25 protein-coding genes are annotated in these 25,542 nt (G+C 44.4%); 19 read left to right on the forward strand and 6 right to left on the reverse strand.

From position 1 onward, the window contains the following. Nucleotides 1-108: 108 nt before the first annotated feature. The 12 genes from EAE93_RS05745 to EAE93_RS05800 all read left to right on the forward strand — a co-directional run bounded on the left by EAE93_RS05745 (nt 109) and on the right by EAE93_RS05800 (nt 10,206). The gene (locus tag EAE93_RS05745) at nt 109-2,226 is read left to right on the forward strand and encodes a lytic transglycosylase domain-containing protein (protein ID WP_036810545.1); all 2,118 of its coding nucleotides are present in this window, start codon (nt 109-111) and stop codon (nt 2,224-2,226) included. Beyond that, nucleotides 2,226-3,047, forward strand: a complete 822-nt coding sequence (locus EAE93_RS05750) for a phage baseplate protein (RefSeq protein WP_040149378.1) — start codon at nt 2,226-2,228, stop codon at nt 3,045-3,047. Before EAE93_RS05745 ends, EAE93_RS05750 begins: the two co-directional genes overlap by 1 nt. Further along, nucleotides 3,044-3,349, forward strand: a complete 306-nt coding sequence (locus EAE93_RS05755) for a phage baseplate plug family protein (protein ID WP_011147574.1) — start codon at nt 3,044-3,046, stop codon at nt 3,347-3,349. Before EAE93_RS05750 ends, EAE93_RS05755 begins: the two co-directional genes overlap by 4 nt. Further along, complete coding sequence (locus EAE93_RS05760) at nt 3,346-4,242, forward strand: baseplate hub protein (RefSeq protein ID WP_040149379.1); 897 nt, start codon at nt 3,346-3,348, stop codon at nt 4,240-4,242. Before EAE93_RS05755 ends, EAE93_RS05760 begins: the two co-directional genes overlap by 4 nt. Further along, entirely contained in the window at nt 4,202-4,765 is a 564-nt protein-coding gene (locus EAE93_RS05765; protein ID WP_052739573.1) for a Gp138 family membrane-puncturing spike protein, read from the forward strand. The genes EAE93_RS05760 and EAE93_RS05765 overlap by 41 nt, the downstream gene beginning before the upstream one ends. Before the next feature lie 500 nt (nt 4,766-5,265). Then, nucleotides 5,266-5,799, forward strand: coding sequence for a hypothetical protein (locus tag EAE93_RS05770; protein ID WP_044467030.1), 534 nt, complete (start codon nt 5,266-5,268; stop codon nt 5,797-5,799). A 156-nt stretch (nt 5,800-5,955) separates the two neighbouring features. Continuing rightward, complete coding sequence (locus tag EAE93_RS05775; protein ID WP_011147570.1) at nt 5,956-6,129, forward strand: hypothetical protein; 174 nt, start codon at nt 5,956-5,958, stop codon at nt 6,127-6,129. A 98-nt stretch (nt 6,130-6,227) separates the two neighbouring features. Beyond that, complete coding sequence (locus EAE93_RS05780; protein WP_040149381.1) at nt 6,228-6,584, forward strand: hypothetical protein; 357 nt, start codon at nt 6,228-6,230, stop codon at nt 6,582-6,584. Further along, entirely contained in the window at nt 6,584-7,825 is a 1,242-nt protein-coding gene (locus tag EAE93_RS05785; protein ID WP_040149383.1) for a baseplate J/gp47 family protein, read from the forward strand. Before EAE93_RS05780 ends, EAE93_RS05785 begins: the two co-directional genes overlap by 1 nt. Then, nucleotides 7,826-8,431 carry a DUF2612 domain-containing protein gene (locus EAE93_RS05790; RefSeq protein ID WP_214039283.1) on the forward strand — a complete coding sequence of 202 codons (606 nt, stop codon included), beginning with the start codon at nt 7,826-7,828 and terminating at the stop codon, nt 8,429-8,431. Next, on the forward strand, nt 8,418-9,686 hold the full coding sequence (locus EAE93_RS05795; RefSeq protein WP_250150895.1) for a phage tail protein: 1,269 nt from the start codon (nt 8,418-8,420) through the stop codon (nt 9,684-9,686). Before EAE93_RS05790 ends, EAE93_RS05795 begins: the two co-directional genes overlap by 14 nt. Before the next feature lie 73 nt (nt 9,687-9,759). Beyond that, complete coding sequence (locus EAE93_RS05800; RefSeq protein WP_214039285.1) at nt 9,760-10,206, forward strand: tail fiber assembly protein; 447 nt, start codon at nt 9,760-9,762, stop codon at nt 10,204-10,206. 136 nt (nt 10,207-10,342) lie between these two features. Here the strand turns inward: EAE93_RS05800 and EAE93_RS05805 are convergent, their stop codons facing one another. The 6 genes from EAE93_RS05805 to EAE93_RS05830 form a co-directional block, all read right to left on the reverse strand. Continuing rightward, the gene (locus EAE93_RS05805; RefSeq protein ID WP_144408096.1) at nt 10,343-10,627 is read right to left on the reverse strand and encodes a SymE family type I addiction module toxin; all 285 of its coding nucleotides are present in this window, start codon (nt 10,625-10,627) and stop codon (nt 10,343-10,345) included. 142 nt (nt 10,628-10,769) lie between these two features. Then, entirely contained in the window at nt 10,770-10,955 is a 186-nt protein-coding gene (locus EAE93_RS05810; RefSeq protein WP_021324738.1) for a helix-turn-helix domain-containing protein, read from the reverse strand. Nucleotides 10,956-11,329: 374 nt separating this feature from the next. Next, nucleotides 11,330-12,304 (reverse strand): DUF4942 domain-containing protein, encoded by a 975-nt coding sequence (locus tag EAE93_RS05815; protein WP_250150896.1) that lies wholly within the window; start codon nt 12,302-12,304, stop codon nt 11,330-11,332. A gap of 37 nt (nt 12,305-12,341) precedes the next feature. Then, nucleotides 12,342-12,818: a hypothetical protein gene (locus tag EAE93_RS05820; RefSeq protein ID WP_250150897.1), complete on the reverse strand. Its 477-nt coding sequence runs from the start codon at nt 12,816-12,818 to the stop codon at nt 12,342-12,344. 47 nt (nt 12,819-12,865) lie between these two features. Beyond that, a complete protein-coding gene (locus EAE93_RS05825) occupies nt 12,866-13,555 on the reverse strand; it encodes a WYL domain-containing protein (protein ID WP_214039286.1) in 690 nt (229 codons plus the stop codon). Between the two features lie 211 nt (nt 13,556-13,766). Further along, the gene (locus EAE93_RS05830; protein WP_105397925.1) at nt 13,767-14,636 is read right to left on the reverse strand and encodes a GTPase family protein; all 870 of its coding nucleotides are present in this window, start codon (nt 14,634-14,636) and stop codon (nt 13,767-13,769) included. A gap of 1,274 nt (nt 14,637-15,910) precedes the next feature. Between EAE93_RS05830 and EAE93_RS05835 the strand changes: the two genes are divergently transcribed. The 7 genes from EAE93_RS05835 to qatC all read left to right on the forward strand — a co-directional run bounded on the left by EAE93_RS05835 (nt 15,911) and on the right by qatC (nt 25,536). Further along, nucleotides 15,911-16,996, forward strand: a complete 1,086-nt coding sequence (locus tag EAE93_RS05835) for an ABC-three component system protein (protein ID WP_214039287.1) — start codon at nt 15,911-15,913, stop codon at nt 16,994-16,996. Nucleotide 16,997: 1 nt separating this feature from the next. Next, nucleotides 16,998-17,597 (forward strand): ABC-three component system middle component 1, encoded by a 600-nt coding sequence (locus EAE93_RS05840; RefSeq protein ID WP_105397927.1) that lies wholly within the window; start codon nt 16,998-17,000, stop codon nt 17,595-17,597. Beyond that, complete coding sequence (locus tag EAE93_RS05845) at nt 17,594-20,575, forward strand: AAA family ATPase (RefSeq protein WP_105397928.1); 2,982 nt, start codon at nt 17,594-17,596, stop codon at nt 20,573-20,575. The genes EAE93_RS05840 and EAE93_RS05845 overlap by 4 nt, the downstream gene beginning before the upstream one ends. Nucleotides 20,576-20,657: 82 nt before the next feature. Next, nucleotides 20,658-21,608, forward strand: coding sequence for a hypothetical protein (locus EAE93_RS05850; protein ID WP_214039288.1), 951 nt, complete (start codon nt 20,658-20,660; stop codon nt 21,606-21,608). 90 nt (nt 21,609-21,698) lie between these two features. Further along, complete coding sequence (locus EAE93_RS05855) at nt 21,699-23,483, forward strand: KAP family P-loop NTPase fold protein (protein WP_214039289.1); 1,785 nt, start codon at nt 21,699-21,701, stop codon at nt 23,481-23,483. Continuing rightward, on the forward strand, nt 23,483-24,235 hold the full coding sequence (locus tag EAE93_RS05860) for a hypothetical protein (protein WP_105397931.1): 753 nt from the start codon (nt 23,483-23,485) through the stop codon (nt 24,233-24,235). Before EAE93_RS05855 ends, EAE93_RS05860 begins: the two co-directional genes overlap by 1 nt. Further along, the gene (gene qatC / locus EAE93_RS05865; protein ID WP_214039290.1) at nt 24,217-25,536 is read left to right on the forward strand and encodes a Qat anti-phage system QueC-like protein QatC; all 1,320 of its coding nucleotides are present in this window, start codon (nt 24,217-24,219) and stop codon (nt 25,534-25,536) included. Before EAE93_RS05860 ends, qatC begins: the two co-directional genes overlap by 19 nt. Nucleotides 25,537-25,542 lie beyond the last annotated feature (6 nt).

The following is a 25,542-nucleotide window of genomic DNA, read 5'->3' on the forward strand; positions in this document are numbered from 1 at the left end:
GCTCTATGAACTGGATACAGTTTATGGCGTGGAGGACCTTTGGCAGTTAATAGAGATTATTCAGGTCGATAATCACAATGCTTACGTTTTACAGCAGGGTAAAAACTGATGGCAAACATTATAGATGAACTTGTTATAACGCTGGGGCTTGATGCGGCTGAATTTAGCGCAGGTGAAACCGCTGTGATTGCCGGGATCGGTGGGTTGGCTCAGGTTATGCAAAAACTGGTTGACTCGTTTAATGATGGTGAAAAGAAAACCAGCAAATCATTAGACAAAACCGGTAAGAAAACCGAAAGAGTGGCAAAAGAAATGGAGGCGGCAGGAAAGAAAGCTTCCTCTTTCTTTTCCAGCATAAAGAGCCAGATCTTGGCTTTGGCGGGTGTCACGGTCTCACTCGGTGGACTGAAAAGTTTTGTGACCAGTTTTACCGGCAATCTCAATCAGTTAAGTACTGCTGCTAATGCGTTCGGCATGTCGGCTAGAGCGCTTGATGGCGGGACAAAAGCAGGTCAAGCATTCGGGGTCAGTGCAAATGAGATTGTGAGGGCATTTTCACGCATTAATGATGCTAAAGCCCGACTAAAATCAGGTGTTGCGCTTGATCCGGCTCTTGAGACGCTGTTAAAAACGGCATCACAAGCGGGTGTGGATATTGATATTGCCTCAGAAAGCACCGAATCCATCATCCGTAAGCTGACGGGTGTTTTTCCCAGGCTTAATAAAGATCAACAGCAAGCTTACGGTGGTGAATTTGGGTTCGGGTACGCCGCGCAACAGTGGTTCTCATCCGGTCACGCACTCAAAGATGTGGATAAATTTACAGCCAGTTCGGGTGTGGATGATAAATCTGTTGCCGCCGCGCATCGTTTTCGTGAACAGTGGACAGAGATAAGCCAGAGTTTTGAGAAAACAGGCTACATTCTGTTTAATGCCCTTTTACCATATATCAATGATTTCAATATCTGGCTAAAAAATTTAGCTGATTGGATGAATAAGCACCCAAAGGAGATTAAAAAAGCGGTCAGCGGTTTTCTCGATAAGATGAGTTTTATTGTTTCAGTCGCTAATCAGGCCACGGATGCGGTAGGCGGTTGGGGTAATGTCATCATTTGTCTGATCGGGTTGAAGTTTGAGGGGTGGTTATGGGGAATTTATCGCGCGGCTTCGTCCATGCTGAAAATGGGGAAAGGTGGCGGATTACCGGGAAAAGGGATTGTTGGGAAGGCCGGAATATATGGTTCTATCACATATGCGTTATATGATCCTGTGGAGTCAGTCGCGACTTCGATTGTTGGAGAAGAGACAAAAAATACACTGGATTCATATGGATTGTATCTGGCAAGCGACTGGACGCCTTTTTTTAGTAAAAAAGAATATGAAGCCTATCAGGCAAAACTGGATGGTAAAGTCTCTCAGCCAGATACGACCTTAATCAAGGAGGTCAAAGAGGAAGAAAAACGCAGTGAAAACGACCGTATTATTCGGGCCGAGGATGAACGACAGCAGCGGTTGGAATACAGCAATAATTGGTTAAAAACTGCGTTAGATAAGCTGACCGATTCAATTAATAAACTGATTGATTCGCTCGTTCCTCAAGTTGCAGCCGCTGAAATGTCACCGAACACTACCGGTATGAAATTACTGGGTTGGCTATCACCAAAATTAGCACAACTTGAGCAGCAGTTCGGGTTACCGGAGGGTTTGTTACGTAGTGTTGCTATTACGGAATCGGGGGGCAATCAATATGCTGTATCTAGTGCGGATGCTAAAGGCTTATTCCAGTTTATGCCAGGTACGGCCAAACATTTTGGGTTAATGGATGATGATGTTTTTGATCCGGTAAAATCTTCGGAAGCCGCGGCAAAATATTTATCTCAGCTAATGAGAATGTTTGACGGCGATTTAAGTAAAGCACTGGCGGCTTATAACTGGGGACAGGGAAATGTCATGCGGAAAGGATTGGGCGCTGTGCCAAAAGAAACCCGTAATTATATCCCAAAGGTATTGGCGAATATGCCACAACCGGGGGCTCATGTGGCCGCTCAGCGTTATTCGAATACGGTAAATAACAACCGTACCTCTTCTGTTTCTGAAAGTTACCACATCGGAACTATTCAAGTCAGCTCTAACGCTAACAATGTAAAAGGCGTGGTTGACGATGCCCGGCAGAAAATAGGTGGATCAACGCTGGCAACAAGCTATTCAACGGGGGTAACTGGATAATGGCATTTTCTCTCAATCAAACAACGGTACTTAGTGCGTTCCGTAGCGGCAACCTGCTATCTGCTGTTAACAGTATGATATCTCCTGGATATGGTATTTATTATGCATTCGGGCAGAGAGTGGGTGATAAGCCGTTTACGCCCGCATCATTCATTGCAGTAGAAGTCACACGAGAGGCATCAATCACTACTGCGCCGATAGAGAAAGGCGGCTATACATCATACAACAAAGTGCAGCGGCCCGGTGAAGTCCATGTGACATTTTCGTTTGAGGGATGGACCGGTTTTTCTGGTTCCGTGCCTAACTTAACAAACCTCACCCTGACGTCCCGTTCTGATGTTCTTGAAGCGTTAGATAAGATGGTATCCAGTGCTGAAATTTACGACATTGAAACACCTGATACTACGTACACAAGTTATGATTTGATTAAGTACGATTTTCGAATAAGGCAGGATAACGGTGTTACCTTACTGATTGTGACCGCAGTTTTCCAGGCGGTACAAGACATTGCCGAAGTGAAAATGAGCAGCAATGTTGCTAACAAGTCGAATACAACAAAGAATGAGACAGCAAAAGGCCCAAGTAAAAATACCGAACAATCAACAGGTTCAACAAAACATGCCACACTATCCGATGTCAAAAAGGCTCTGACCGGATTGAAAAAATCCGTTTCCAGTGCTGCAACGCAAGTTGCTGATAAAGTTTCATCCGGTTTCAAGCGTGCAACAGAGACGATTACTGGTCCATTAAATGATTCTGTATTGAGTGCCACCAACCATCTTAATGATGCAGTAGAAGAATTATCGAGGAAATTAACGTGATTGAAATAGCGATCAGGGCGGCTAAGGCTCAGGAGTTCACTGTGACCTTGAATGAGCAGTCATGCATGATACGCCTCAATCAACGTGGCACAGGTTTATATATGGATTTAACCGTCAATGATAAACCTGTGCTACAGGGAGTTGTGTGCCTCAACTGCAATAAAATTGTCCGTTACAGTTATTTACGGTTCCAGGGTGAATTGTTTTTTGCTGATCTGGATGGTTTATCTGATCCCCATTGGGAGGAGCTAGGGCAACGCTACAAATTATATTACCTTTTTCCAGGAGAGGTGACTCAGTGACGTACAAACAACACAATATCACAGTTGAATTTCAGCTAGTTGACGGCAAGACATTTGATGATAGCGGTAACAATATACTGACTATCGAAAACGCACGCGCTTATGTCAACATGGCGGCGTGGGGCGGCATATCAGGGACACAAATAACATTACAAATCTGGGGCTTAACAACCAGCCAAATGGCAACGTTGAGTTATCGCGGGATCTGGATTGGTAGTGAGAAATTCAACTTAATGCGTGTATGGGTGGATGGTAATGCTATATTTGAGGGTTTTATCAGTAATGCTTATGCAGATTTTAATCAGTTACCCGATACTCCCCTGACGATAACGGCCAGTATGATGCTTGGCCTAAGAGCAAAGGAAGTTGAACCGTTCACTGCATCGGGAGATGTGGATATTATCGATATTATTACTGCGATGGCTAAAAAAGCGGATCTGACGGTTGAAAATTATGGTGCCACAGGTGTTATCTCCAATCCTCATTATACAGGAAATGTTGTTAATCAAATCCAACAGGTGGCAAATGCGCTAGATATAGACACTGACTTCGGGATTGATAAAGTGACTATTTGGCCTCATGGTCAACCGAAAGTTGAAAAACTGCTACTTACGTCTCCAGAATATGGGCTAATTGGCTATCCCATATTTACTGGCGTGGGAATAACAGCAACTACCCTTTTCAGTAATGAAATTATTTTAGGTCGTAAGGTAAAAATAGAAACCTCTTTGCCGAACGTTAGCGGCACTTATCTGATAACAGGGGCGGAACACTACCTTACCTCCTGGCTTGATGGTGGTCAGTGGCATACATCTTTTAGTGGCACTCCAGTGAAAACAGAGGATAAAAACAATGGCAAAGCTGACAACAAAACCAACGGACATAAACACTGAAGCGAATGCTTTTGATTTTGTCATGAGGCAGTTTCTTAGTCAGCATGTTTTTATCACTTTGGGCCTTGTTATTAAATCGAGCGGGAAAACCGTAGATGTAAAGCCGATGGTACATAATATGACGGGAGCAGGGAGAAAAATCGAGAATGGAATAATCTATACTGTTCCAGTATTTAGTCTCCAGCGTGGTAACAGTGCTGTCATTATGAATCCTGTGGTTGGTGATATTGGTTTGATTGCTATCTGTGATCGTGACATTAGCAGCGTCAGAGCAACAAAAGCGCCGGCGTTGCCGGGCTCAAAAAGAACACACAATTATTCAGACGCAATTTATCTGGGTGGAGTTTTAAACGCAGAACCACAACAATATGTTGAATTCGTAGATAATCAGATAAATATTGTTTCACCGAATAAAATTAACGTAGTCGCTCCGACAACGGAAATTACTTCATCAAATTCAATCACAATGAACTCACCATCTATTATATTAAATGGTGCGATTATTCAAGGTGGTGGAGGGTAACGGTGGAAATGCAACATTCGATGGAACCGTAAGATAGTTAAAGCTGTAAATAAGGATGATAAATATGTAGAAATGAAGAAACTAAGAAATCTTTGTGAAACCCAGGTAAATTTTTTATTTTTCTCGGTCATTGTTTTAACTGGTAACAGTATTAGTTGAACTGTGAAACTGGAAAAGGTTACGAGTATGTGCGACTTGGAAAAGAGCTTCTTTTGACTGATATAGAGATAGAAGCAATGGTTCTGTACTATAAAGTCAATCACATTGAAGTCAACATTATTTATTTTAGCTGAAGTTTAGAGAATAAAGTATAGAGAACGGTAAGTTATAAACCTTAGTCACGTTGGTGGATATAGCCATCCTTGGTTTGGGGTTAATTGTTAACTCACTTGTCATTGTTAAATAGTGCACGTTTTAATGGCAAGAAAAGTTAAATAGCATATGAAATAATCACAAAAAGCTGTAAGATATATCAACCAATTAAAAATGAGAGATAAAGAATGTTTAATCTTGAGCAGATCGGGCATGTGGTAAGAAATAGCATGCAGATTATTGTTGATGAGCTTAAGCTTAACCTTGCTGTAGGGGATATCTCTAATGATGATTACAGAATCCTTTCTCGCGGATACGGCGAACTAAACTGGGATGAATGTTTGTCTAGGGTAGGAAACAGAGAAGATAAATTTGAATTTTGCTTAAAGCTGGTAGAATGTGGAAATGTGCAAGGACCTCCTTCTGGGCTAGCTTTATGTACATATTCCATTGATGAGGAAAGTTTTGAAATTCATATGATAGAGAACTTCTATCGTGATGACGCAAAACACCCTTTAAATGGGAAAATGTTTCAACTTACTCTGATGGCTGCTTACATGTTTTGTAAATCTGCACAGGGTAAATATATCCGTATCATTGAGCCTGTTGAAGAAGTAATCTCCTATTACTCATCTTATGGATTTAACATGATGAAGTGTGGTTACATTATGGAGGCTGATATTGATACGTTTGAAACAATATTCAAGACAATCAAAGATTGATAAAAAAAAGACTAGACACTAGAGTTTATAGTGATAGCATACGAAAACTAACAAATATTAGTTTGTTTTTTGTGCAAGAGAAAACTTTGTTAATGTGAACACCCCTTATGGGCTCAGGCTCAAAGCTATTGGAGAGAAAATCTCTTAGGAGTCATTATGTCAAAGCAGAAAGCAGCCATTAAAGATATCAAAAAATTTGATACGCAGCAGGTGTATACTGCTGTGGGTGGAGCTATTGACTTGTTGATAAAAGCTGCCCCAAAAATGTTTGAGCATAAGCCAAAAGTTGAGCTTCAAGGAAAGCGTAAGAATCATCGTCAAGCTGCTTAAAATTTTTTGAGTAGTCGTCAATAAACCCGCCAACAGTGCGGGTTTTTTCATATCTACACCGCTTAATTGCGGTTTTTTTATTTCCATAGGAATCGAAAATGCAAACTCGTTCATTTCTTCTTGATACCGAGTCATGGGATTTAACGTTAGATGATTCTGGAAATATCGCCATTACTGATAATCCCTATTCTGTAGCGCAGGATGTCGCTTGTGCCTGTAGTACATATCTGGGTGAGTGCTGGTATGACACAGCATTGGGTATTCCTTATTACCAGCGAATTTTGGGATATTGGCCGGGAACTCAGCTAATCAACAGCAAAATGCAACAAGAAGCAATGAAGTTACCTTATGTTCAGTCTGCCACTTGTAAAGTTATAAATGGAAAGGAGAGAGCTATTGCGGGCATGATGACAATAACGGACTCGAACAATCAATCAACGGTGGTAAATTTCTGATGACTAACTCTGTAGTACTGACAACAAGTGTTCCAGGTGTAACCTTTACAAAGACGGGTCTAACTGTGCCCGACGAGGTTGATATTTTAAATGGGCGGCTAAATGATTTGGCTACAGCAATGGGTGGTGTAATGAGTACGAGCTTAACAACACCGCAAGGTCAAATAGCCATGAGTGATGCGGCTATCATTGCTGACAAGAACGATCAGTTACTTGCTATCGTCAATCAAATTAATCCGGATTATGCAACCGGACGTTTTCAAGATGCTATCGGACGAATTTATTTTTTAGATCGAATTCCAGCATCGGGAACAACGGTAACAGCAACATGCACTGGGTTAGTTAATACAGTTATTCCAATTGGTAGTATTGCTCAAGATAAAAAAGGGTATCTTTATCATTCAATAACAGAGGTTAAGATCCCGGACAGCGGCTCTGTTGATGTTGTTTTCCAAAACTCAACATCAGGGCCGTTAGCATGCCAAATTGATGACTTGAACACGATTTATAGCTCGGTGCCCGGCTGGTCTGGTATCAGTAATGCGAGTGCTGGCGTACCTGGTACTGATGAAGAAACCCGCGCTAATTTTGAGTATCGTCGTAAACAATCTGTTGCTAAAAATGCGACAAACTCATTACATGCCATTTATGCCGCAGTATTAGAAGTAAATGGTGTGGCAGACGCATACGTTATTTCAAATGATACATCGGTAGTAAAAACGGTCGGGGTATCAAAATACAAAATGGTGCCAAACTCTATTTATAGTGCTGTGTATGGGGGAAAGACTGAGGATGTCGCTAGAGTAATCTGGAAGAAAAAGCCTCCAGGTATTCCTACGAACGGAAATACAACTCACACAATTGTGGATGATGAAAACTATGTTCAGCCTTACCCCGAATATGAAATTAAATATGTGATACCAGCGCCCATTCGTGTCTATGTTGACGTCTCACTTGCTAATAGCGATTACCTTCCTGCTGATATTGAAACACAGGTTCAGTCAGCTATAGCGCAAGCATTTAACGGAGAAGACGGTGGAACCCGAGCAAGAATAGCATCTACATTATTTGCTGGTAGATATTATTCAGGCGTTTATAACATAGATACATCGAGTGTTGATATTTACAATATTACGCTTAGCCGTGACGGTATTACTTATTCAACATCAATTAGTTTTGGTATTGATGAAATCCCAACGCTTGACGTTGATAATATATCTGTGAAATTAGTAGGTTCATAAATGGAAAATGTGGGAGCAACTATTCTTGCTCAGTATGCCGCTAGTCCAAAACTCAACTCACTTATTCGAAGTTTCAATGCCGCTGTTTCCTCTTTTGAATTTATTAATACATTTTACGATCTGATTTGGAATATTGATACAGCAAACACTTACGGGTTGGATGTGTGGGGAAAAATAGTGAATGTCAGCAGGCGGCTGACTGTTAATGAAAATGTAAAATATATAGGTTTTGGTGAAGCTTTACTGAATGTTCCGACAACGACAGATCCAAATCCATTTGACCAAGCACCATTTTATTCCGGGGAGTCAAAAACAAAAACTATTGAGCTATCAGATCAGATGTACCGAAAGCTAATTATGATGAAAGCCATGTCAAATATATCTGACTGCACTATACCAAACATCAACAGAATGCTTGTTTATATGTTTAGCGATAGCGGACGTGCATATATCACTGATGATGGAAATATGAAGATGAGTTATGTATTTGAATTTCAGCTATCAACAGCAGAATTAGCAATTGTTCAAACATCGAGAGCACTGCCTTACCCGGTTGGTGTCAGTGTCGCAATCGTTCAAAGGATACCAACAAATGAAATCAACTGAAAAACCTAATCTTATTGCTGTTCCGTTTGCGAGCGCCGGAGACTATAACGAGATTGCAACAAAATCAACTGAAAGCAGCTTGGCAAAAGGAGTAGCTACGTATCCGAGCGGTTTCCCCCCGTTAACGATGACAGCAATATCTGCTGGTGGAATTCCTCCATCTGGCAAGGATATGAACGGGATATTGAATGATATTACTACCGCAATACGTTATTCAATGTCTGGTGGCTTGTATTCGTATAATGCTGACTTTAGTGCTGCCATTGATGGTTATCCTAAAGGGGCCATTGTTGCCAGTTCTGATGGAAGTAAAATTTGGTGGAATGGGGTAGAAGATAACAATACAGATCCGGATAGTACATCAGTTTCCGGTTGGAAAAATCTACTAGCAGATCCTAATGGGTTATTTCTACAGAAAGCTAATAACTTATCTGATATTAATAACAAAGCGGCAGCACGTAATAATTTAGGACTGGGAGAGATTGCAACTCAAGATTTGATTCCTGACGCCACACTTATAGAAAAAGGCATCACCCAACTTACAGACAAGACCGGTAACAGTAATACCCTTGCAGCAACTCAGAAACTTGTTTCTGATGTGAATGATAATGCCAATAATAAGCTCGCTAAAAATCAAAATGGAGCAGACATCTTCAATAAAACTGAATTTGTAAAAAATATCGGTTTATCGGAAATGGTGGAGTTGGCTAAAGGGACGGTGCCGAATAGCCGGAAAATTAACGGGAAGCCGTTGATCGGGGATATTAGTTTGAATGCTGAAGATGTGGGAAGTTATGCTAAATCTGAGAGCGATAATACTTTCTTACGCATTTCTAGCAATAAAACCGCAACCGTTGATAGTTTACTGATTGACAGTAAAACTCCTTTTCCTAAATTGCATTTCAAATCGAAAGATGGATATATATTGGGAATTAACGGTTCTGAAGGGAAATTGTTGCATATCTATTCTAACGATCCCAAGAATCAGCGGCGTTACAATATATTAACACCAGAGAGAAGTGGTACTCTTGCATTACAAAATACAGCCATAAAATCCGAAAATGGCTGGTGGCAATGTGGAGATTCGGGGGTAATTATTCAATGGGTTAAAGTTACATCAGGTAAACAATCATGGATAAAGGTAAATTATCCAATTTCTTTTAAAAATAAGTTTTTTGGCTATATTGCAAGTATGTCGAGTATCAATACATCAACTGGTCACACATTAGTACGTTGCAACACTATCGACATTTGAATATCAAGCAGGTACTCCCAACAATGATGAGAATCCAGGCAAAGTTGTACATATATTATTTTGGGGGGTATAAATGGTCTATTTCTCCAGAAAAGAATGTGTTTTTTATAATGAAGCTCATGAAGTGTGTGTTGAAATAACAGTAGAAAAACACAATGAATTGCTTGACGGTCAATCACGCGGGTTTGCTATCGTCAGTGATAAAGAGGGTTATCCAATTCTTACAAAGCAAGCACCGTCTGTTTATCACAAATGGGATAGTGAAAAGTGGATAATATCAGAAAGTGATAAAATAAAGCTTAGACGGGAACAGCAACAACAAGCAGAACATAAGAAACAGCAACTTATGTTCACTGTAAGTAAACAGATCGCTCCGTTACAAGATGCTGTAGATTTGGGGATGTCGAGTGATGAGGAAAAATCGCTGTTAGCAGAGTTAAAAAAATATAGAGTATTATTGAACCGCATTGATGTTAATTCAGCGTCAGATATTAACTGGCCCGAAAAACCCTTAGAATAATGGAATCAGGGCCAATTGAACGTTTAGATAAGTCTAATCAAATATGGCTTTTTTGCACTACTCTGACTGAATCGTCCTCAAAATGTTGGATAACCATCCAACATTTAAAGGTGTAGTCCATTTATGTTTTAGTCTATTAGGTAATCATCAACCCACCAGGATAATACTTAATCCAATCAATAGCAGCACTGGGGTTAAATGGCTCAATGCTCAGTCCTTCCAGGCATTGCCAGAGTTCCTGGGTGTTCTGGGCTGTAATAACAATACAGTCCGGCATCACCCGGATTTTTAGTGGCATTCCGAAGGTAAATCCCGCCTCCTGTAACCATTTTCCTTTTAAAGAAATGCCGTTTTTAGCTACCTTGCCAAAACGTTCAGCTTGGGAAATTCGGTGAATTGTTTTATTATCGCGTTTAGCCATAATTAACTACCTTATATAGTTAGTTGTGGTAAGCAGGGTTATCGGGTGCCCGCCCGGTAGCTCTGCGTCAGTGAAAATAGTTTCTCAATGTTGAATTATGAACTATAGGTCACCTTTCTGCAATAAAAATGTGACCTATAGTTTATCTGGGCTTTTTGTTTTCAGGCAGTCCATTGAGGGCGTCATTCCAGTGTTGATCCCGTTCTATATTATTCACTATTTTGCTGATCCATGTTTCTGATTTGCCCCACCGTATAGCCAGTTCGCGGCGCGTCCAGCCTTTTCGTTTCATTTCAGACTTAAACAATTCTGGTGGTATACGTTTCAAAATTACTCCACAAATATAAACTGTTTATCGACACATCATAGTATAGCCATTTCGCCGATAGGGTGACATTGGTAAATAAAATGACCGCTTAAGTGGCACAAACCGAACTCCATGAACATAGGATATGCCATACCAGAAATACCTATCACTAAGGTGATTGTTATATGAAGTTGGGTTACATGCATGCGTCAAAAACTGACGGTATCAGGTGCTGGATTTATGAATAATGCCCTATGAGGCAGAGATCTGGTGAGGCATTTTATTTTGTACTATGAATTATAAAATAGAGGTAGTTGCTATGTGCTACAGACATAAAAAAACCAACCTAATTATGGTTGGTTTTTCCAAAAGCTCCGCGGCTCCTTTGCGTATCCTTATCTAACAATGCTGGTTAGTAGAAGCTGGTTTGGATAATGCTTAGCAATGATGTCGTTCATCTTCTCCACTAACTCAGGGCGCTTGAACGTGAGATGCGCAGTGCCTTTCTGAAAGTAGCGGATGGAGAAGTACGTATCGTCATAAACATCCTTGCCAGGGTTATCGCGGATGTGATTCATCAGGTTGATGGAAATATCAGCACGATTATCAGGTATCGATTTGCCATCCAGTAAAAACAGCATCCGTTCCAGATCCACTAACTGATCGCGACGAAATCCCCACGTCAGACTGAAGCCCCAGCGGCTGTGTGTCACAAGATTGTTGATGATGATCTTTTTACCTAAGAAGCAGGGACTATTAGTTTTGTAATCCCAGGATAGCCCTCTAAACACGTTGATGATGCCCCGCTCAAACACTTCCGCTTTGCTCTGATGCAACTGTTCGAATGTGCTGAGAATATTGGATTCACTGATAGTCGGCATGACGGCGTCGCACAGGGAGATACCGGCGTTGATGTGCGCCTGAATCACGCTGTCGTCGCCAAACGGCGTGTCGTTGAGCGTAAGGCCGTATTGTTTATCCAGCAGATGTGTGAGCAGCAACTGCCAGACCTGCACTGGTGACGGGCCTAGCTGAGCCGCCCGTGGTTCGGGGAAAGGTAAATTTTGCATGTGGTGTAATCCTGTTGTCAGGTGCGGCTGATCATCCATTACCACCGTGATGGATGTTTGCTCATCGCGAGAATCGACACGGTTGCCGCCCGGCTGGTCGATAAGAACACTGTGCAGCAGTACGTTCTGCGCATCTGGATTTGTTGTGCAATTGAGGCTGAAAACGACGTTCTGCTGGTTTGTAATCAGATATTCGGTGACTCCCAGGCCAAAGCCACTGCTCAACATATTGGGGATTGCCTGAGCGGTTGTAGCGAGAGCCAGAACTGGCACCAGTAATGTTTTTAAAGGTAATCGCATTATTTTTTCCTTGTGTTATTTTCCATTTATCGGGAGTTTACTTAGCAATATATTCCAGCGAGTCCACGGCTTTGTTGTTGAAATAGACAACGACTTTAGCGAGTACATTCGGGTTCTGCGTTTTAACAAACCCCAGTCTGAAATTTCCCCGGCAGTAATCTTCAAAGGAAACTTTATTATTATCGTCAGGAACGACAGTACGTGATATACCCGATTCGCGACCAACGATCCCCCACAGTCCATTGGGGCAATTAGCGTCAGGTTTGGGCTGATTAACGATAGCTACACGTTTGCTGGGTGAAATATCAACTATTCTGCAGGCTTTCTTCAACGCCATGTGCTGATTGCACCAGAACAGTTTTCCTGTGCTTGATTCACGGGTAATCGCCGGAATTCCACCACTTATTGATCCGGACCAGCCGTTAGTAATGTCAGCCTGCGCAGAGCTGGTGATCAGTATTGTTACAACTGCAATAAGACTGGTGATAGAAAATTTGCGGTGTGGTAGAAGCATACTTGCACGATGAACATATTTCATAATTAATCCATTGATTTTAGAGGTTAAATCGGCTCGATATTGAACGTTGATATCACGCCATGAATGAAGCGAAAGTGAGGTAATGCCTGCAGAAACTCGGGACGTGTGAGAAGGCCTCGAACAGTGGCATCTGGCGCAAAGCTGCCGTTATGAAGAGTGACAGCTCTGATATCGACCAGTGGAAAGACTGCAATCCGGGCCTGATGCTCTCCGGTCAGATACCACTCTCCTTCTCGCAGCACGAGACGATAGGGAGAGAGTTCATTACAGCGATATCCCTGCCCCAGCAGTGTTACTTTCCTGTGTTCTGAGATGGCACTTACCAGCCGGGTAAAGATGCCCGAATCAGGTAATGACATCGTTCTCGCGCCCTGCCAGATAAGGCAGGGGGATTCACCGGAGCCGCTTACCAACGTGCTGATCAGATGGTTATCCATATCAGGGAAAAGTGCTTCAACGCCCGACTGGCGGGCAAAAGTCATTACTGCCAGTTCCCGCTGGCGACTGCCTGATAGCAGACGGCAACGGCCTTTGCGATATTCCAGATCCAGATACATCAACCGTTCACGGAAATCCCGGCGCAGGGTGCGAACTGACACGCCAAACTCAGTGGCCAGCGTTCTCATATCCAGCGTTTCGCCAGCCACGAGACGGCTGATAATTAATGACAGCCGAATGGCAAGGCGGTCATGTCGGCGTTCAGCCTGAGTCATGCGACAGGTACTCCAGCTAAATAATTGGCTGAAAATAAAACGATTATTTTAATAAGGTGGTGGGACAGGGAGTGGACACCAAAAGGCGTATTTTTTACTCGGGGGAAAATCAGCTACAACGAGCCATTACGTTAAAATGGCTAATCTTCAGCAGCATGCAAATGTAAATAATGGACAGGTTATGGCCTGCTGTAATGCGCTGATTGTCTGGTCAGAAGAAAATCCAGTCCCACACGACACGCGCCATCGTCACCACTGCATCCCGGACGCTGTTAATCACTGCTTTAAATGACTGGGGTATGGACGTCGTAGCTGAATCAAACACTTCGCCTGTCGCGCGACCGAAATCCTCACGCGCCTGCTTTTTTACCGATTCACTGCACAAACTCCCTCGAAGTTGTGTTACCAGAGGGCTGGTAGCTCGATCCGGTAGACAACTCATCATGGTTTCGACCAGCAGCGGCAGGTTCCATTCCGTACAGGTGGAGACGCTGCAAACAGGGTTAAATGGCGAGAATAATTGGCGAATAGATTCCTGTCGGGCATCAATATTGGCCGACTGACTTGATGATGGCGTATTGCTGGTGGCATTCCATTCATGGCTGGGTTCAATTTTATCGGCCTGATTGACGACAAATAGCACCCGGTGTTGGTAGTTAGCCATAACCCGCTGGTAAAAACGCTCATCAATAGAGAAAGCGCGATCATCAGCTTTGATGACCCACAGGATCAGATCCAGCTCAGGAAGAATATTGCGATACAAAGCTTCGTACTCCTCATCGCGTATTTTACTCTCGCCAACGCCGGGCAAATCGACCAATACCAGACTGTGTTCGCCGCTATATAGACGAAAACTTAGCGCCTCTCGGGTACAGGCGGTGACATCACTTACCGGTGTAACTTTTCCTGCAAATAGCGCGTTACAGAGACAGCTTTTACCCGCTCCCGTTTTCCCCATGATGCCAATAACGGGTTCGTATCTGGTGAGTTTGTGAAAGCGGTCGAGGATAAGATTTCGAACAGTGGCAGGAAGTGAAGCCAGCGGCTTCTCAATGGCCTGAAGGCCGTCAGATTTGGTCATACAGAGATCTCAGCGTGAAAATAAAAATCCCCGCAATCCGGTGAGGATGCGGGGGGACTCACTGAGATGATATCTATCTAAATTTATTTGGAATGTACGATAAGTGAGGTCGGTGGGATGTTCGATTTTGGATAAAATGTGGCGCATCGCTGTTGAATATAATTTGAATAAGTTATGTCTCACCGGGGTCTCGGTGTTCTATTTTGTGCCAAGAATAGACGAAGCTACGGCGGCATCTAGTCCTGACATCTATCCTAGGCACGTCGATATTAACTCAATTGCATAACTATGCAGATATGCAGCACTTATCAGAGCGGTAGGCCACAAAGATTTAGAATAAAACGTTTGTTTCCTACTTCAGGATTGGAGTCAAACTCACTATAAAAATACTAGCAATTCAGTTAGCATGGCTGAAGTTTGTTCAGAACAGAAATGCAATAAGGAAAATCTGAATGCTTAGAAGGTTCCGGTTAGAGCGGAAGTCTGATTATGAAAAGCTGGTGATTGCTCAGCGTCTGGCAGACATGCTTGAGAAATTCTTAAGCGGAAGGCTGGCACCTCTGGCGATTGGTGCTGAACAAGGTGGCATTGACGAGTGGGACGATGTGGTAATCATGCACACAACAGACCACTATGAGCATTTACAGATTAAGCGCCAGTCAACTGACTTTTGTACCAAAGATCCTGATAAAGCCATACAACTCGCTAAAAAACCCAGAAAGGGTACCTCAACTACCTCCCCGGCTAATTCCGTTTTAGACTCGGCATTTTCCAGTCTTGCCAGAACCGCGAAAGCGGGAAAACTTGACGAATCTCCCGACCGTGAGTTCAAACTCACTCTCGTGGGACTGCATCTGCTAATAAAAGATAATTTTTCAGTCAATCATTTAGAAGAAGTATGTGATCTTTGCCGCCAAAAAGGACTCAGCATAGAGGAATTAGCCAGGCGTCAGGATGGCCCAACCACGAGGGCTTATTTATGGTTAACGACTTGGTGTGGATTCGAAGACTGGAACCAGATACGAAATGTTCTTCGCCGGGTTCATATCATTTGTATCGGTAACGATGCGACATTAAAAGATCTAACAATTCAATCTCTTGGCCGCTACTTCAGTGATCCGAAACGTACATTGGACCGCTTAATTACCTACATCGCGACAGAGACATCTGACGTATCAGCCTTGGGATGCTATGACGTCGTCCAGGAACTGCGAAGTGAACTGCGCCCTGATGTTGAAACCTGGGCACAGTATCAGTTAAGCGACGGTTCGACAGTGGCCAGAAAATCGTGGTCATTAGCCGGAACGCTTGATCTTGCCAGTCCAACGTCTAGGTCCGCAAAAGGAGTCGTTGAGCACATGTGGAGTAATGAGCCCGGCAACCGAAAGCTCAGAGTGTATGCCAATTACTCCCCCCCAACGGGGGATAATCTGACTCTTGCCTCGGCCATTGTGCGTATGGCTTTGCATTTACCTCTGGGCAGTCAGGGGCTGATGTTAGGCGAACCAGTATGGCGCAGTAGCGTTGGTCATGAAATCGGCCACACGCTTGGCTGTGCAGAACATGACTTTAGTAACCTGCCCTGGCTTGAAAATTCCGAACGCCTAGCGTGCACACAGGATCATGAATTTAAGACGCTAAGTGCAGTTAGAGGAGAGGCGGAAGCGCTGGCTGAAGCTATGGACGATGTACTGTGGCAACGCCTTCTTCAGGAGGTTTCATCAAAGCTATGCTCAATCTCAGATTCGGCACTAGCGGATGCGATGGAAACTGTCTGGCAGTCATGGCTGATCGGGTTCGCTGCTGCACCTGAAAGCCGCCGAAAATTCATGGTTCAGCTTCTGTATCCGAAAACTGAGAGAAAAAATGAAAAGCATGCGCTTCGCCTAGGTCTTCGTACTTTAAATCTTCTCGTTACTGCTGTTGAAACCTTATTACTGGTTGCAGTGGCTTTCCCAGAAGGCAGCAATAACTGGGAATCTTTTGAGGAAGGCGGCCCAGTGTTGAGTATTGCTCTTCAGTACTGGTCTGGCCCTGCCGGTGGTTTTTCAGGAGTACGTGCGCTTTCTGACGATCCGTTAATAGCCGTTATCGGCCCTGATCCGGACCCCATCGTTATCTTGTCGGGTGTGAGAGCATCCCCATCAGAATTATTAAATATAGGAATGGCTGACGACGCCGAGACTGTGACCAGTATGGCAGCGGAGCGTCAACCGCACCTGCTCGTCACTCGGTCAGGTATGTTTCGTCATCTAAAAAATGGGACGCTTGACTCCGTACGCCAATACTTCACTAAGCAATGGCAAGATCGGAAGCTCGCTCGTGAATCGGCCATTGAGAAGAATACGAAAGGAGCCTGAAATGCCGACAATCCAAGAACTCGTTACCGCTATAACTAAGCGTGCAGAAGGCCGCTACGAAGTTCATTTGCCAAATGCGGACGAAATGGTTTCACCTTCAATTGATATCGGCATTACTGCAATACAGCTCAAACGTATTAATCGGGAAAATGCCGGATGGCGGACAGTGTTGATCACGGCCTTCCCAAGTAACTTGGATAATATCCAGAGTGCTTTCAGGTGGGCCGCTGATATTCGGGATCAACTTGCAGAGCCTCAGACGGCAGACCTTTACATGTTCATGCTCATCGACGGAATTGAGTCAGAAGATGCCGCCCGTTTCGAAACGGACGATCGATTCTGCAGGAAGGTGGTACTCAGAGAGCAGGAAGATATCGACTCCTTCCTTGATCGGAGTTTTCTGGCGTCTTTAACACCCGCGAGAGGAGGTAATGATATCAGCGATCCTCTGCTAGCGTCTCTGAGCTCGATGTGTCAAGCGCATACTTGGGTAGAACCTCACCTTGAAACATGGCGTGAATTACTACTCTCTGAAAAATCTGGCGATGAAATTGTTAACCTCCTGAAGGATATGACGTTTGGAGAGAAGGATTTCCAATGAAACAACTTAAATCTATTACGCTCTCAAACATCCGTCGATATGGTGCCGACACCAAAATTGAGCTCAGTGACGGTGCAACAATTCTACTAGCCCCTAATGGTACCGGGAAAACGGCCTTCTTCGAAGCGATCGAATTCAGTCTCACGGGTAATATTTCGCGTCTCGGCGAGAATCTCTCACCCATTATTCGGGACAGTCAGACAGTGGCTAAAGTGATCCTGGATTTCGGTGATGTACATGCCTCTGCACAGGTGAGCAATGGAGGTGACGTCGAAAGGACGGGGGATTTAAGCTCTCTTTTTCCAGACACGAATTCCGAGGACATCCCTTTTTTGCTGAGACTTACCCACTTATTGGATCAGCGCGAGGGAGAATGGCTGGTAAAAGCGGATGCCAAAGTCGCGGGCGCTCAGCTGGCCCGCTTGCCAATCGGCAAAGATGGAGCCCTGGTCAGTAATGCACTTGGCAGCATTCGCCGGGTCCTCACTGAGAAGCTGAAGCAAGCGGGGGGAGCCCTTGAGGCGCTTGAAGCCGAGTTTAGGGAATGGCAAAGCCTGATTCTTGAGCGGGATCTGGCCGCGTCACAATCTCAGGGTGCCCTACGCAGCAAAGAAAACATCGCAAAATCAATCTCAGACATTGCTCGTAATACTCAGAGCGTAGAACAATTGCCAGCAGGTTTACTTGTACCGCCAGTGGGTATCAGCAGTCTGGAAACAATGCACGATGCATTAGAGCAGACAGTACAAGCCAAGCTGAACGGGCTTCGCGAACAGATTGCAGCGCTTGTGGAAGTGGATGGACTGATTGGCCGGTTCGTTTCTGAGCAAGCTCGTTCTGAGCAGCTTGGCAATACGCTTATAACTGCCAAAGGCGAGCTGACACAAAAACAGCAGGAACGATCTCAGATTGCTGATAAAAAAGATAAACTCCAGAAGGAGCTCGTCACAGCTGAAGCCGAGCGTGATGTAATTACGCAGCAGCTTAACCGGCTTAATAGTGAGGTGCGAACCAAAGAAACTCTCGAACAACGCAAGCATGACCTGGCGTCAGCTGACAAAACGTTGACCGACGCTGAGTCTTTGTTATCAACCTTCCGGCGCGTACATGAGGGGAACGAACAGCTCCGCATGGAACACGAACTTATCAGTAAACAGCGCAAGGCTCTGCAGCTTGTCGATAGTGAGCTTCTTACCTCACATCAACTTATAAAGCGTTGGGAAGAGATTCTTCAACATATTGCGACCATTACCGAGTCGATTAGCAATGAGGAAATTCAGGAGCATGTCCTTCGGGAGCGTCTTCATTCCGCGAACTCGTTAAAGGCATCTGCTGAAGCAGATGAGTTGTCAATGAAGCAGCTTCATGAGACGCTCACCTCTACTTCTGACTCAATAAGGCAATCCTTAGCCTCTATTGCCGCGCATTTGCCAGACGATCGCGGGGACTGTCCCTTATGTGGAGTGGAACACGGCGCTGCTGTCCTACATGAACGAATTGCCAAATCATTAGAGACTATTGATCCCAAAGTTATTGAAGTCGAACAACGTGTCAAAGCAGCATCCGATCACTTACGTAAATGCATAGAAGCAGTGATGCATGCCGAAACAGATTTGAAAGCGTGCCAGAGTAAAATCGTTGAACTACAAGGCGATCATGTTCGCTCGGTAGCTGATATCAATCAACTGAAAACAAACATCCTTCTTGAAGGTGATACGGTACAACTTGCGAAAGCATCTATCCAACGTCGTGAAGAATCAAATGCTTCAGCGAAGCAGCTGCTTGACGAAAAACAGCTTAACCTTGCCCCTTTACCGACACCTGAAATACTGGAAGCGTCTAAAAACGCGTACCAAACGGCGACCCGCGAACTGGACGCTGCGCGGCAGAATCGGACCGGAGCCCTGGCAAGTTTTGAGCAAACAACTGCTGTACTAGCCGCAATAACAGCAGATGCACTCCCTTCAAAAACGCTGGCTGATTTATCTACTGAGCAAAATAAAAATACGATTCAACTATCTGAATTAAAATCGAAAATTGAGGCTGAGCAGTCTGCGCTGGATAGACAAAATATCCTTTTAACTGAAGCTAATAATAAGGTAAGTGGCCTCGAAAAGCAGATCACTGACGCTCAGGCTCAGTTGGCCTCAATCCGATATTCATGGAGACAACTGTCCTTCTCCGGTGATCCCGCAGCCGAAGTGGCGAGCAGTAAAGAGATTCAACTGCAGTCATCCGTTGCTGACCTAACCCGAAATTCAGAACAGTTACAAACACTCAAAATTGAGATTGGGGCCTGGAGCAAGCTGGAACAGACTCGTCTGGCACAAGGGCTTATAGATCGTCGCCGAGGAACATCAACGGAGGAGGAATTCGCTGCCAGTCTTAGCCAGCGAATTGATAGCGAAATATCAGGTCAGATACAGTTGCAGCAATTATCTGAAGCGATGAAGACACTCAATCGTCGCCTGTCTGCAGAAATCTCGAATGTACAAAAACATGTGCTTTCTGTCGTTCCAAGGTGGCAGGCTCTGCTCAAACGCGTAGTCAGAGAACCACGCTTTACTGGCACCAGTCTGGGTTTTCGCAGTATTTATAGAAAGGAACATGCTGAAGTATCTGTGTCGTTACATGGGGCGTCAGTGCCGGTTCCGGCGATAGCGAGCGAAGCTCAGCTGACTGATTTACAGCTTACCTTCTTGCTCTCCATGGCATTGGAACATCAGTGGTCCTCATGGCGCTGCCTGCTTCTGGATGATCCGACACAGCACCATGACTTGGTTCACGCTGCTTCCGTATTCGATTTACTACGTGATTACATAGTTGATCATGGCTTCCAGGTTGTAATTGCGACGCATGATGCCCTACAGGCCCGTTATTTCATGCGTAAATTGCAAAATGACGGCATTCATGCGCGGCTGTGGTCACTCGTCCCAACACCTGAAGGGGTGACGGCATCTGAGATGCAGATCACCTAATAGAATTGTGCCGACTGATAAAGCAGGGCTGCGGGGCTCTCACTTAAGAAAACTCGAAGGCTATTCATTTAAGGAGAAAAGTATGGAATCTGCTCGTGATAAACGCACCGGAAAAAAAGTCGATGCTGAAGAACTCTGGTTGCTGGATATCGTTGATACCAGCGGTTATGTCTGCTGGGGATGCGGAATCGAAATGTATCCTTCCGCCTGGCAAAAAGGCAGTAAGAAAAGACCTTCGTTTAATAAAATGCCTGGAAAAGAACACATTAACTGCGATGCTGATGCTGAAAGCACTGTCGTTAAACAGGGCCAGAAGAAAAGCGTCCGCCATCTGTTGGACAGCGCACTAGGTTTGATGCCTGCAGGGTTAAAGTTGATTGAAAAACGCCCAGTTGTTGATCCTGACGCAACTGGCGGTGAAAACAATTCCAGCTCTACGTATTCTGCATCGTCAACATCTAGTGAAGGCAATGCCCCAACACGGCAATCGCGCCGTCCGGTTAGCGCTATTCGCCAGATTTGTAGAGCGTTTATTCACTTCCCTTATGATCGTGGTATGTCACTAAACATACCGGGTATTGATGCCGATACTTACATGACCGTCTTTAAAAAACTTAAAGATCCGATTCAGTCCTATCCAGATCGGCGAGTTTTCTACTCACAGTTGTTGTGGCAGAAATTTGAGCAAGACGAGAATCGGATTATCATTCCGCTGTCGGGAGAATGGGCTAAAGATGAATCTGGGAAACTTAAACCCTCTCGGAGTTACAAACTCCACGTGGAATGGGCCAACTGGTCCCAGGCTAAACGCACAGCGCTTCGAAACGAGCTGGACGCCGCTCAGGAAGAAGCGAAGGATGCGGGGAAGAAAAAGCTAAAAGACAGAGCTCAGGTTTTCTTTATCGGTGAGCAAAGTACCGATGACCATGAGATCTTCTACGTTACCGACTACCGGCTGATTTGTGCAATCATTGGACATGTTTCTTACCCGGCAATTGAAAATAAAATCAATGAATTGAACCGTAAATCTTAACAAACTGAGAACCGTAACAGATATCTTGAATAGACCTTGCCTTGGATGATTTGGAACATCCATCAGTCGAGAGAAATAAAGGATAAGCAGATGTGGTCAGACAAGGAATCATCAGAAGATTATCTGAATTTTGGGGAAGTATCTCAGCTAGCGGTAGATGTGCTCACCACCGAAGGCATGTTACCAGTATCAATAGGAATTTTTGGTAATTGGGGGGCTGGCAAATCTTCACTTTTGAAATTGATAGAGCAAAAACTTGAGCAAGATAACAAAGATTGGATTGTTATCAACTTTGACTCCTGGCTCTATCAGGGTTATGACGACGCTCGAGCTGCGCTTCTTGAAGTCATCGCTACAGCGTTGACAAAAGCTGCAGAAGGAAATGCTACCCTTATCTCAAAAACGAAGAAACTCCTAAGCCGGGTTGATGGGTTTAGATCCATGGGCCTACTGGCTGAAGGTGCAGCTTTATTTGCAGGAGTTCCTACTGGCGGCTTGCTTTCCAGAAGCATTGGTGCATTAAGAAATGCTATTGATGGCATACAGAGCCAAGAAGAGTATGAGGCTTTGGGCAATCTGGCTAAAGAAGGTAAAGAAACGGCTGGCGGTTTGATTAAACCAGGGGCCAAAAAAAGCCCTCCTCAGCAGATTGACGCTTTTCGTAAGGAATATGGGGAAATTTTAGAAGAGCTTGGTAAGCCACTGATAGTGGTAATAGATAACCTTGATCGCTGCCTACCTGCCAATGCCATTCATACGCTTGAAGCTATCAGGTTATTCCTTTTCTTAACTAATACTGCCTTTATCATTGCAGCAGATGAGGACATGATTCGTTCTTCTGTGTCTGATTACTTCAAGGGGGCATCACAGCGTCATCAAATAGACTATCTCGATAAGCTCATCCAAGTTCCTATTCGGGTGCCAAAAGCTGGGGTGCGTGAGATTCGTTCATATCTGTTCATGCTTTATGCTATTGAGCATGGCTTAAAAGGCGAAAAACTTACCACGCTCCGTGATGGTTTAGAAAGGGCATTACAGCATTCCTGGAAAGATGAACCAATCGCACGCCAGGACGCCCTGAAAATGACTGGTGAATCTGAGGATAGTAATCTCGCTTTGGCATTTGCACGTGCGGACCGTATTGCTCCTGTATTAGCCAACTCTCCGATTATCCATGGTAATCCTAGGATCGTTAAGCGCTTGTTGAATGTTGTGAAAATGCGTTCTCAAATTGCGAAGCGACGAGCGATGCCTTTGGATGAAGCAATTATCACTAAGTTAGTAATCTTTGAACGATGTGTCGGAGTAGATGGTACTGCTGATTTATATCACCTCGTAGATATTGAACAAGGTATGCCCCAGCTACTAAACCAGCTTGAGGATGCTAACGGTCAAATACCTTCGGAAGCGCCAAAGACATGGACTGATAATCCAACGACCAAAGCTTTCATCAGCCAATGGGCTCAACTTGATCCTCGCCTTGGCGGAATCGACTTGAGAGCCGCCATATATCTGTCCCGAGAGACTATGCCAATAGGCGCATATGTGGTTGGTTTATCGCCATCTGGACGGGAAGCACTAAATGCACTTATTGAATTGAAAAACACCAGTTCTCCTACAGCAGAAGACCTTTTGAAAACGCTTCCTCGTGAAGAGCAAGTGCCTGTAATGGAAGGTTTAATTAGCCAGTTAAGGCAAGTGTCAGATTGGGCTCGTAAACCTAAAGGGTTTTCCGGTGCATGCCTCTTAGCCCGCCACTCGGCAGATGTGGCCAGTATATTAATTCGTTATTTGCAGGAGTTGCAGCTGGGGATGAAACGGCCAGCGTGGATGACTGCAGCACTAAAAGATGAGCAATGGAATAAGGACGCTTAATGGGAACTTCACAATCAAGTACAGGTCCAGGAGGTGGTTCTCCACTCGTTCCACCTTGGGCTGATGACCAGCCACAGCAACCGTTACCCTCGCCACAAGACAGAAGGTTTGCACCATTCCGAGAATCTTTGGGAAATGCGGTTTCAAACGGTAATAGAGCAGATTTCAGGAAGGCTATAGGGCACTACGCGCGAAAAGCCTCTGGGGGAAGCAGTAGTGCAGCTCGACGATTAGGGAGTGTCACACAAGCAGGGGGCGGATTATTTGGGGCTTTGGCGGGAATGCCTGCGGCACCCGGAGAACCAAGCATCGATTTGGGTAGTTTAGCTGGCCTTCCATGCGAAATAGCAATATCAGCTATTGCTCAAGCTTTAACATCACAGGATGGTGACTCAGAGAAGATTTGTGCAGCCATGAATCATGCCTTAGTGGAAGCTCTCGATGGTGTAGCAATTTTCGATCCCCAAAAAATAACTGATGGTGTGATCGTTGATACAATGATTGGTTATTTAGCTGAAAGCATTTTTCTTCAAATGGTCATGGATTCTAACAAGGCATGGAATAAAGCAGACACTCCTTCAAAAGCCATCCATGCAGAAACTGAACTTCGAGAATTGATCAAAGTTGTTGTTGATAAGCATATGGCCCCAAAACTTGTCAATAACATCAGAACTTTTTCGAAAAATCAAATGGTTCAAATTGAGCGTCAGGCAATCATTGAGGCTTGGCAAGAATGGGAGGCCTACCAATGACACAATTAGTTTTCCATCATGATCATCGTCTCTTACCGCCTGCAGGTGATAACGTGTTGCCCGTACAGCTTTATGGATTAAGCGGGCAGGGACGGGGTGATATATCTATTATCGGGAATCCTGCGATTGATCGAATTAAGCGTTTGGGTATCCAAATTCCAGCTCAGGTCATGGATTTTCTAAGCATCGCACTAGCGGTAACAGCTGCCGATACCTTTATTCAGCGTGAAAGCTCTGAGGATGGTTGGACTCGTCAATTCTCGCTACGACTTCCCCTTCATGAGCCATCTCGATGGATTGCTCTAAAGAAGGAGCTTGAAAGCGCTTTGCATTTCCTTAGTGGAGACATCTGGGATTTCGAATTTTGTAACGGTGGTTATGCACCGCCAGAACCGTATAGTCAACATTCAAGGTTTCATCTGATTAAGCTCAAAGAGCTTGATTGCGTCAGCTTATTTTCGGGCGGATTGGATTCGGCTATTGGCGCAATAGATCTTTTGACACTAGGGCGTGCTCCGCTTTTGGTTAGTCATGCTTATAAAGGAGATAAGTCACGCCAAGATCAAATTGCTGAAAGATTGAATGGTCGATACTCGCGGTTTGAAATTAATGCTGATCCGCATCTATATCAAGGTGCGACTGACATTACGATGCGAACGCGGAGCCTCAATTTTCTTGCTTTTGCGGCTGTAGGCGCTTGTGCTGTACAAGAAATATCTCAACAAAAAAAGATCGATCTATTTGTACCTGAAAATGGGTTTATCTCGTTAAATGCGCCACTAACCCCACGCCGGATAGGTACGCTGAGTACACGAACAACACATCCACATTTTATTGCCAGCATACAACAGCTATTTGATGCGGTCGGAATTCCTTGCCAAATAATCAACCCATATCAGTTCAAAACAAAGGGGCAAATGGCTTATCAATGCTTGAATAAGCAACTCCTATCTGAAGTTGTGGAAAGTACGGTATCTTGCAGTCATTGGAAACGAACGGATCAGCAGTGTGGGGTATGTGTACCGTGCATCATTCGACGGGCATCGCTTCATGCAGGGGGAATTAATAGAGACGCTGATTACACTTTCCAGTCTCTGGCTAAAGTAATGAATGAAATTGATCGCAGGGATGATCTTATCGCTCTTAGGATTGCAATCGCACAGAAATCGACTGTGAAAATAGGAACATGGGTCGCCAAGAGCGGTCCCTTGCCTGTAGCAGCATTCAATAATTTTAAGCAGGTGTTTATGGATGGCCTAAATGAGGTCGAAAACTACTTACTGAGTGAGGGCATTGTGTGAGCATCG

Origin of the sequence: Photorhabdus akhurstii (assembly GCF_018448925.1) — a bacterium.
In the GTDB taxonomy this organism is placed as follows: Bacteria; Pseudomonadota; Gammaproteobacteria; order Enterobacterales; family Enterobacteriaceae; genus Photorhabdus; species Photorhabdus akhurstii.

Bases quoted from the DNA above. Each gene is read 5' to 3' on its own strand.
- EAE93_RS05795 (WP_250150895.1), top strand. From the start codon at position 8,418: ATGAAATCAACTGAAAAACCTAATCTTATTGCTGTTCCGTTTGCGAGC.
- EAE93_RS05785 (WP_040149383.1), top strand. From the start codon at position 6,584: ATGACTAACTCTGTAGTACTGACAACAAGTGTTCCAGGTGTAACCTTT.
- EAE93_RS05750 (WP_040149378.1), top strand. From the start codon at position 2,226: ATGGCATTTTCTCTCAATCAAACAACGGTACTTAGTGCGTTCCGTAGC.
- EAE93_RS05765 (WP_052739573.1), top strand. From the start codon at position 4,202: ATGGCAAAGCTGACAACAAAACCAACGGACATAAACACTGAAGCGAAT.
- EAE93_RS05850 (WP_214039288.1), top strand. From the start codon at position 20,658: ATGGAATCTGCTCGTGATAAACGCACCGGAAAAAAAGTCGATGCTGAA.
- EAE93_RS05820 (WP_250150897.1), bottom strand. From the start codon at position 12,818: ATGCTTCTACCACACCGCAAATTTTCTATCACCAGTCTTATTGCAGTT.
- EAE93_RS05800 (WP_214039285.1), top strand. From the start codon at position 9,760: ATGGTCTATTTCTCCAGAAAAGAATGTGTTTTTTATAATGAAGCTCAT.
- EAE93_RS05790 (WP_214039283.1), top strand. From the start codon at position 7,826: ATGGAAAATGTGGGAGCAACTATTCTTGCTCAGTATGCCGCTAGTCCA.
- EAE93_RS05775 (WP_011147570.1), top strand. From the start codon at position 5,956: ATGTCAAAGCAGAAAGCAGCCATTAAAGATATCAAAAAATTTGATACG.
- EAE93_RS05830 (WP_105397925.1), bottom strand. From the start codon at position 14,636: ATGACCAAATCTGACGGCCTTCAGGCCATTGAGAAGCCGCTGGCTTCA.
- EAE93_RS05815 (WP_250150896.1), bottom strand. From the start codon at position 12,304: ATGCGATTACCTTTAAAAACATTACTGGTGCCAGTTCTGGCTCTCGCT.
- qatC (WP_214039290.1), top strand. From the start codon at position 24,217: ATGGGAGGCCTACCAATGACACAATTAGTTTTCCATCATGATCATCGT.
- EAE93_RS05805 (WP_144408096.1), bottom strand. From the start codon at position 10,627: ATGGCTAAACGCGATAATAAAACAATTCACCGAATTTCCCAAGCTGAA.
- EAE93_RS05770 (WP_044467030.1), top strand. From the start codon at position 5,266: ATGTTTAATCTTGAGCAGATCGGGCATGTGGTAAGAAATAGCATGCAG.
- EAE93_RS05845 (WP_105397928.1), top strand. From the start codon at position 17,594: ATGAAACAACTTAAATCTATTACGCTCTCAAACATCCGTCGATATGGT.
- EAE93_RS05840 (WP_105397927.1), top strand. From the start codon at position 16,998: ATGCCGACAATCCAAGAACTCGTTACCGCTATAACTAAGCGTGCAGAA.
- EAE93_RS05825 (WP_214039286.1), bottom strand. From the start codon at position 13,555: ATGACTCAGGCTGAACGCCGACATGACCGCCTTGCCATTCGGCTGTCA.
- EAE93_RS05860 (WP_105397931.1), top strand. From the start codon at position 23,483: ATGGGAACTTCACAATCAAGTACAGGTCCAGGAGGTGGTTCTCCACTC.
- EAE93_RS05780 (WP_040149381.1), top strand. From the start codon at position 6,228: ATGCAAACTCGTTCATTTCTTCTTGATACCGAGTCATGGGATTTAACG.
- EAE93_RS05855 (WP_214039289.1), top strand. From the start codon at position 21,699: ATGTGGTCAGACAAGGAATCATCAGAAGATTATCTGAATTTTGGGGAA.
- EAE93_RS05745 (WP_036810545.1), top strand. From the start codon at position 109: ATGGCAAACATTATAGATGAACTTGTTATAACGCTGGGGCTTGATGCG.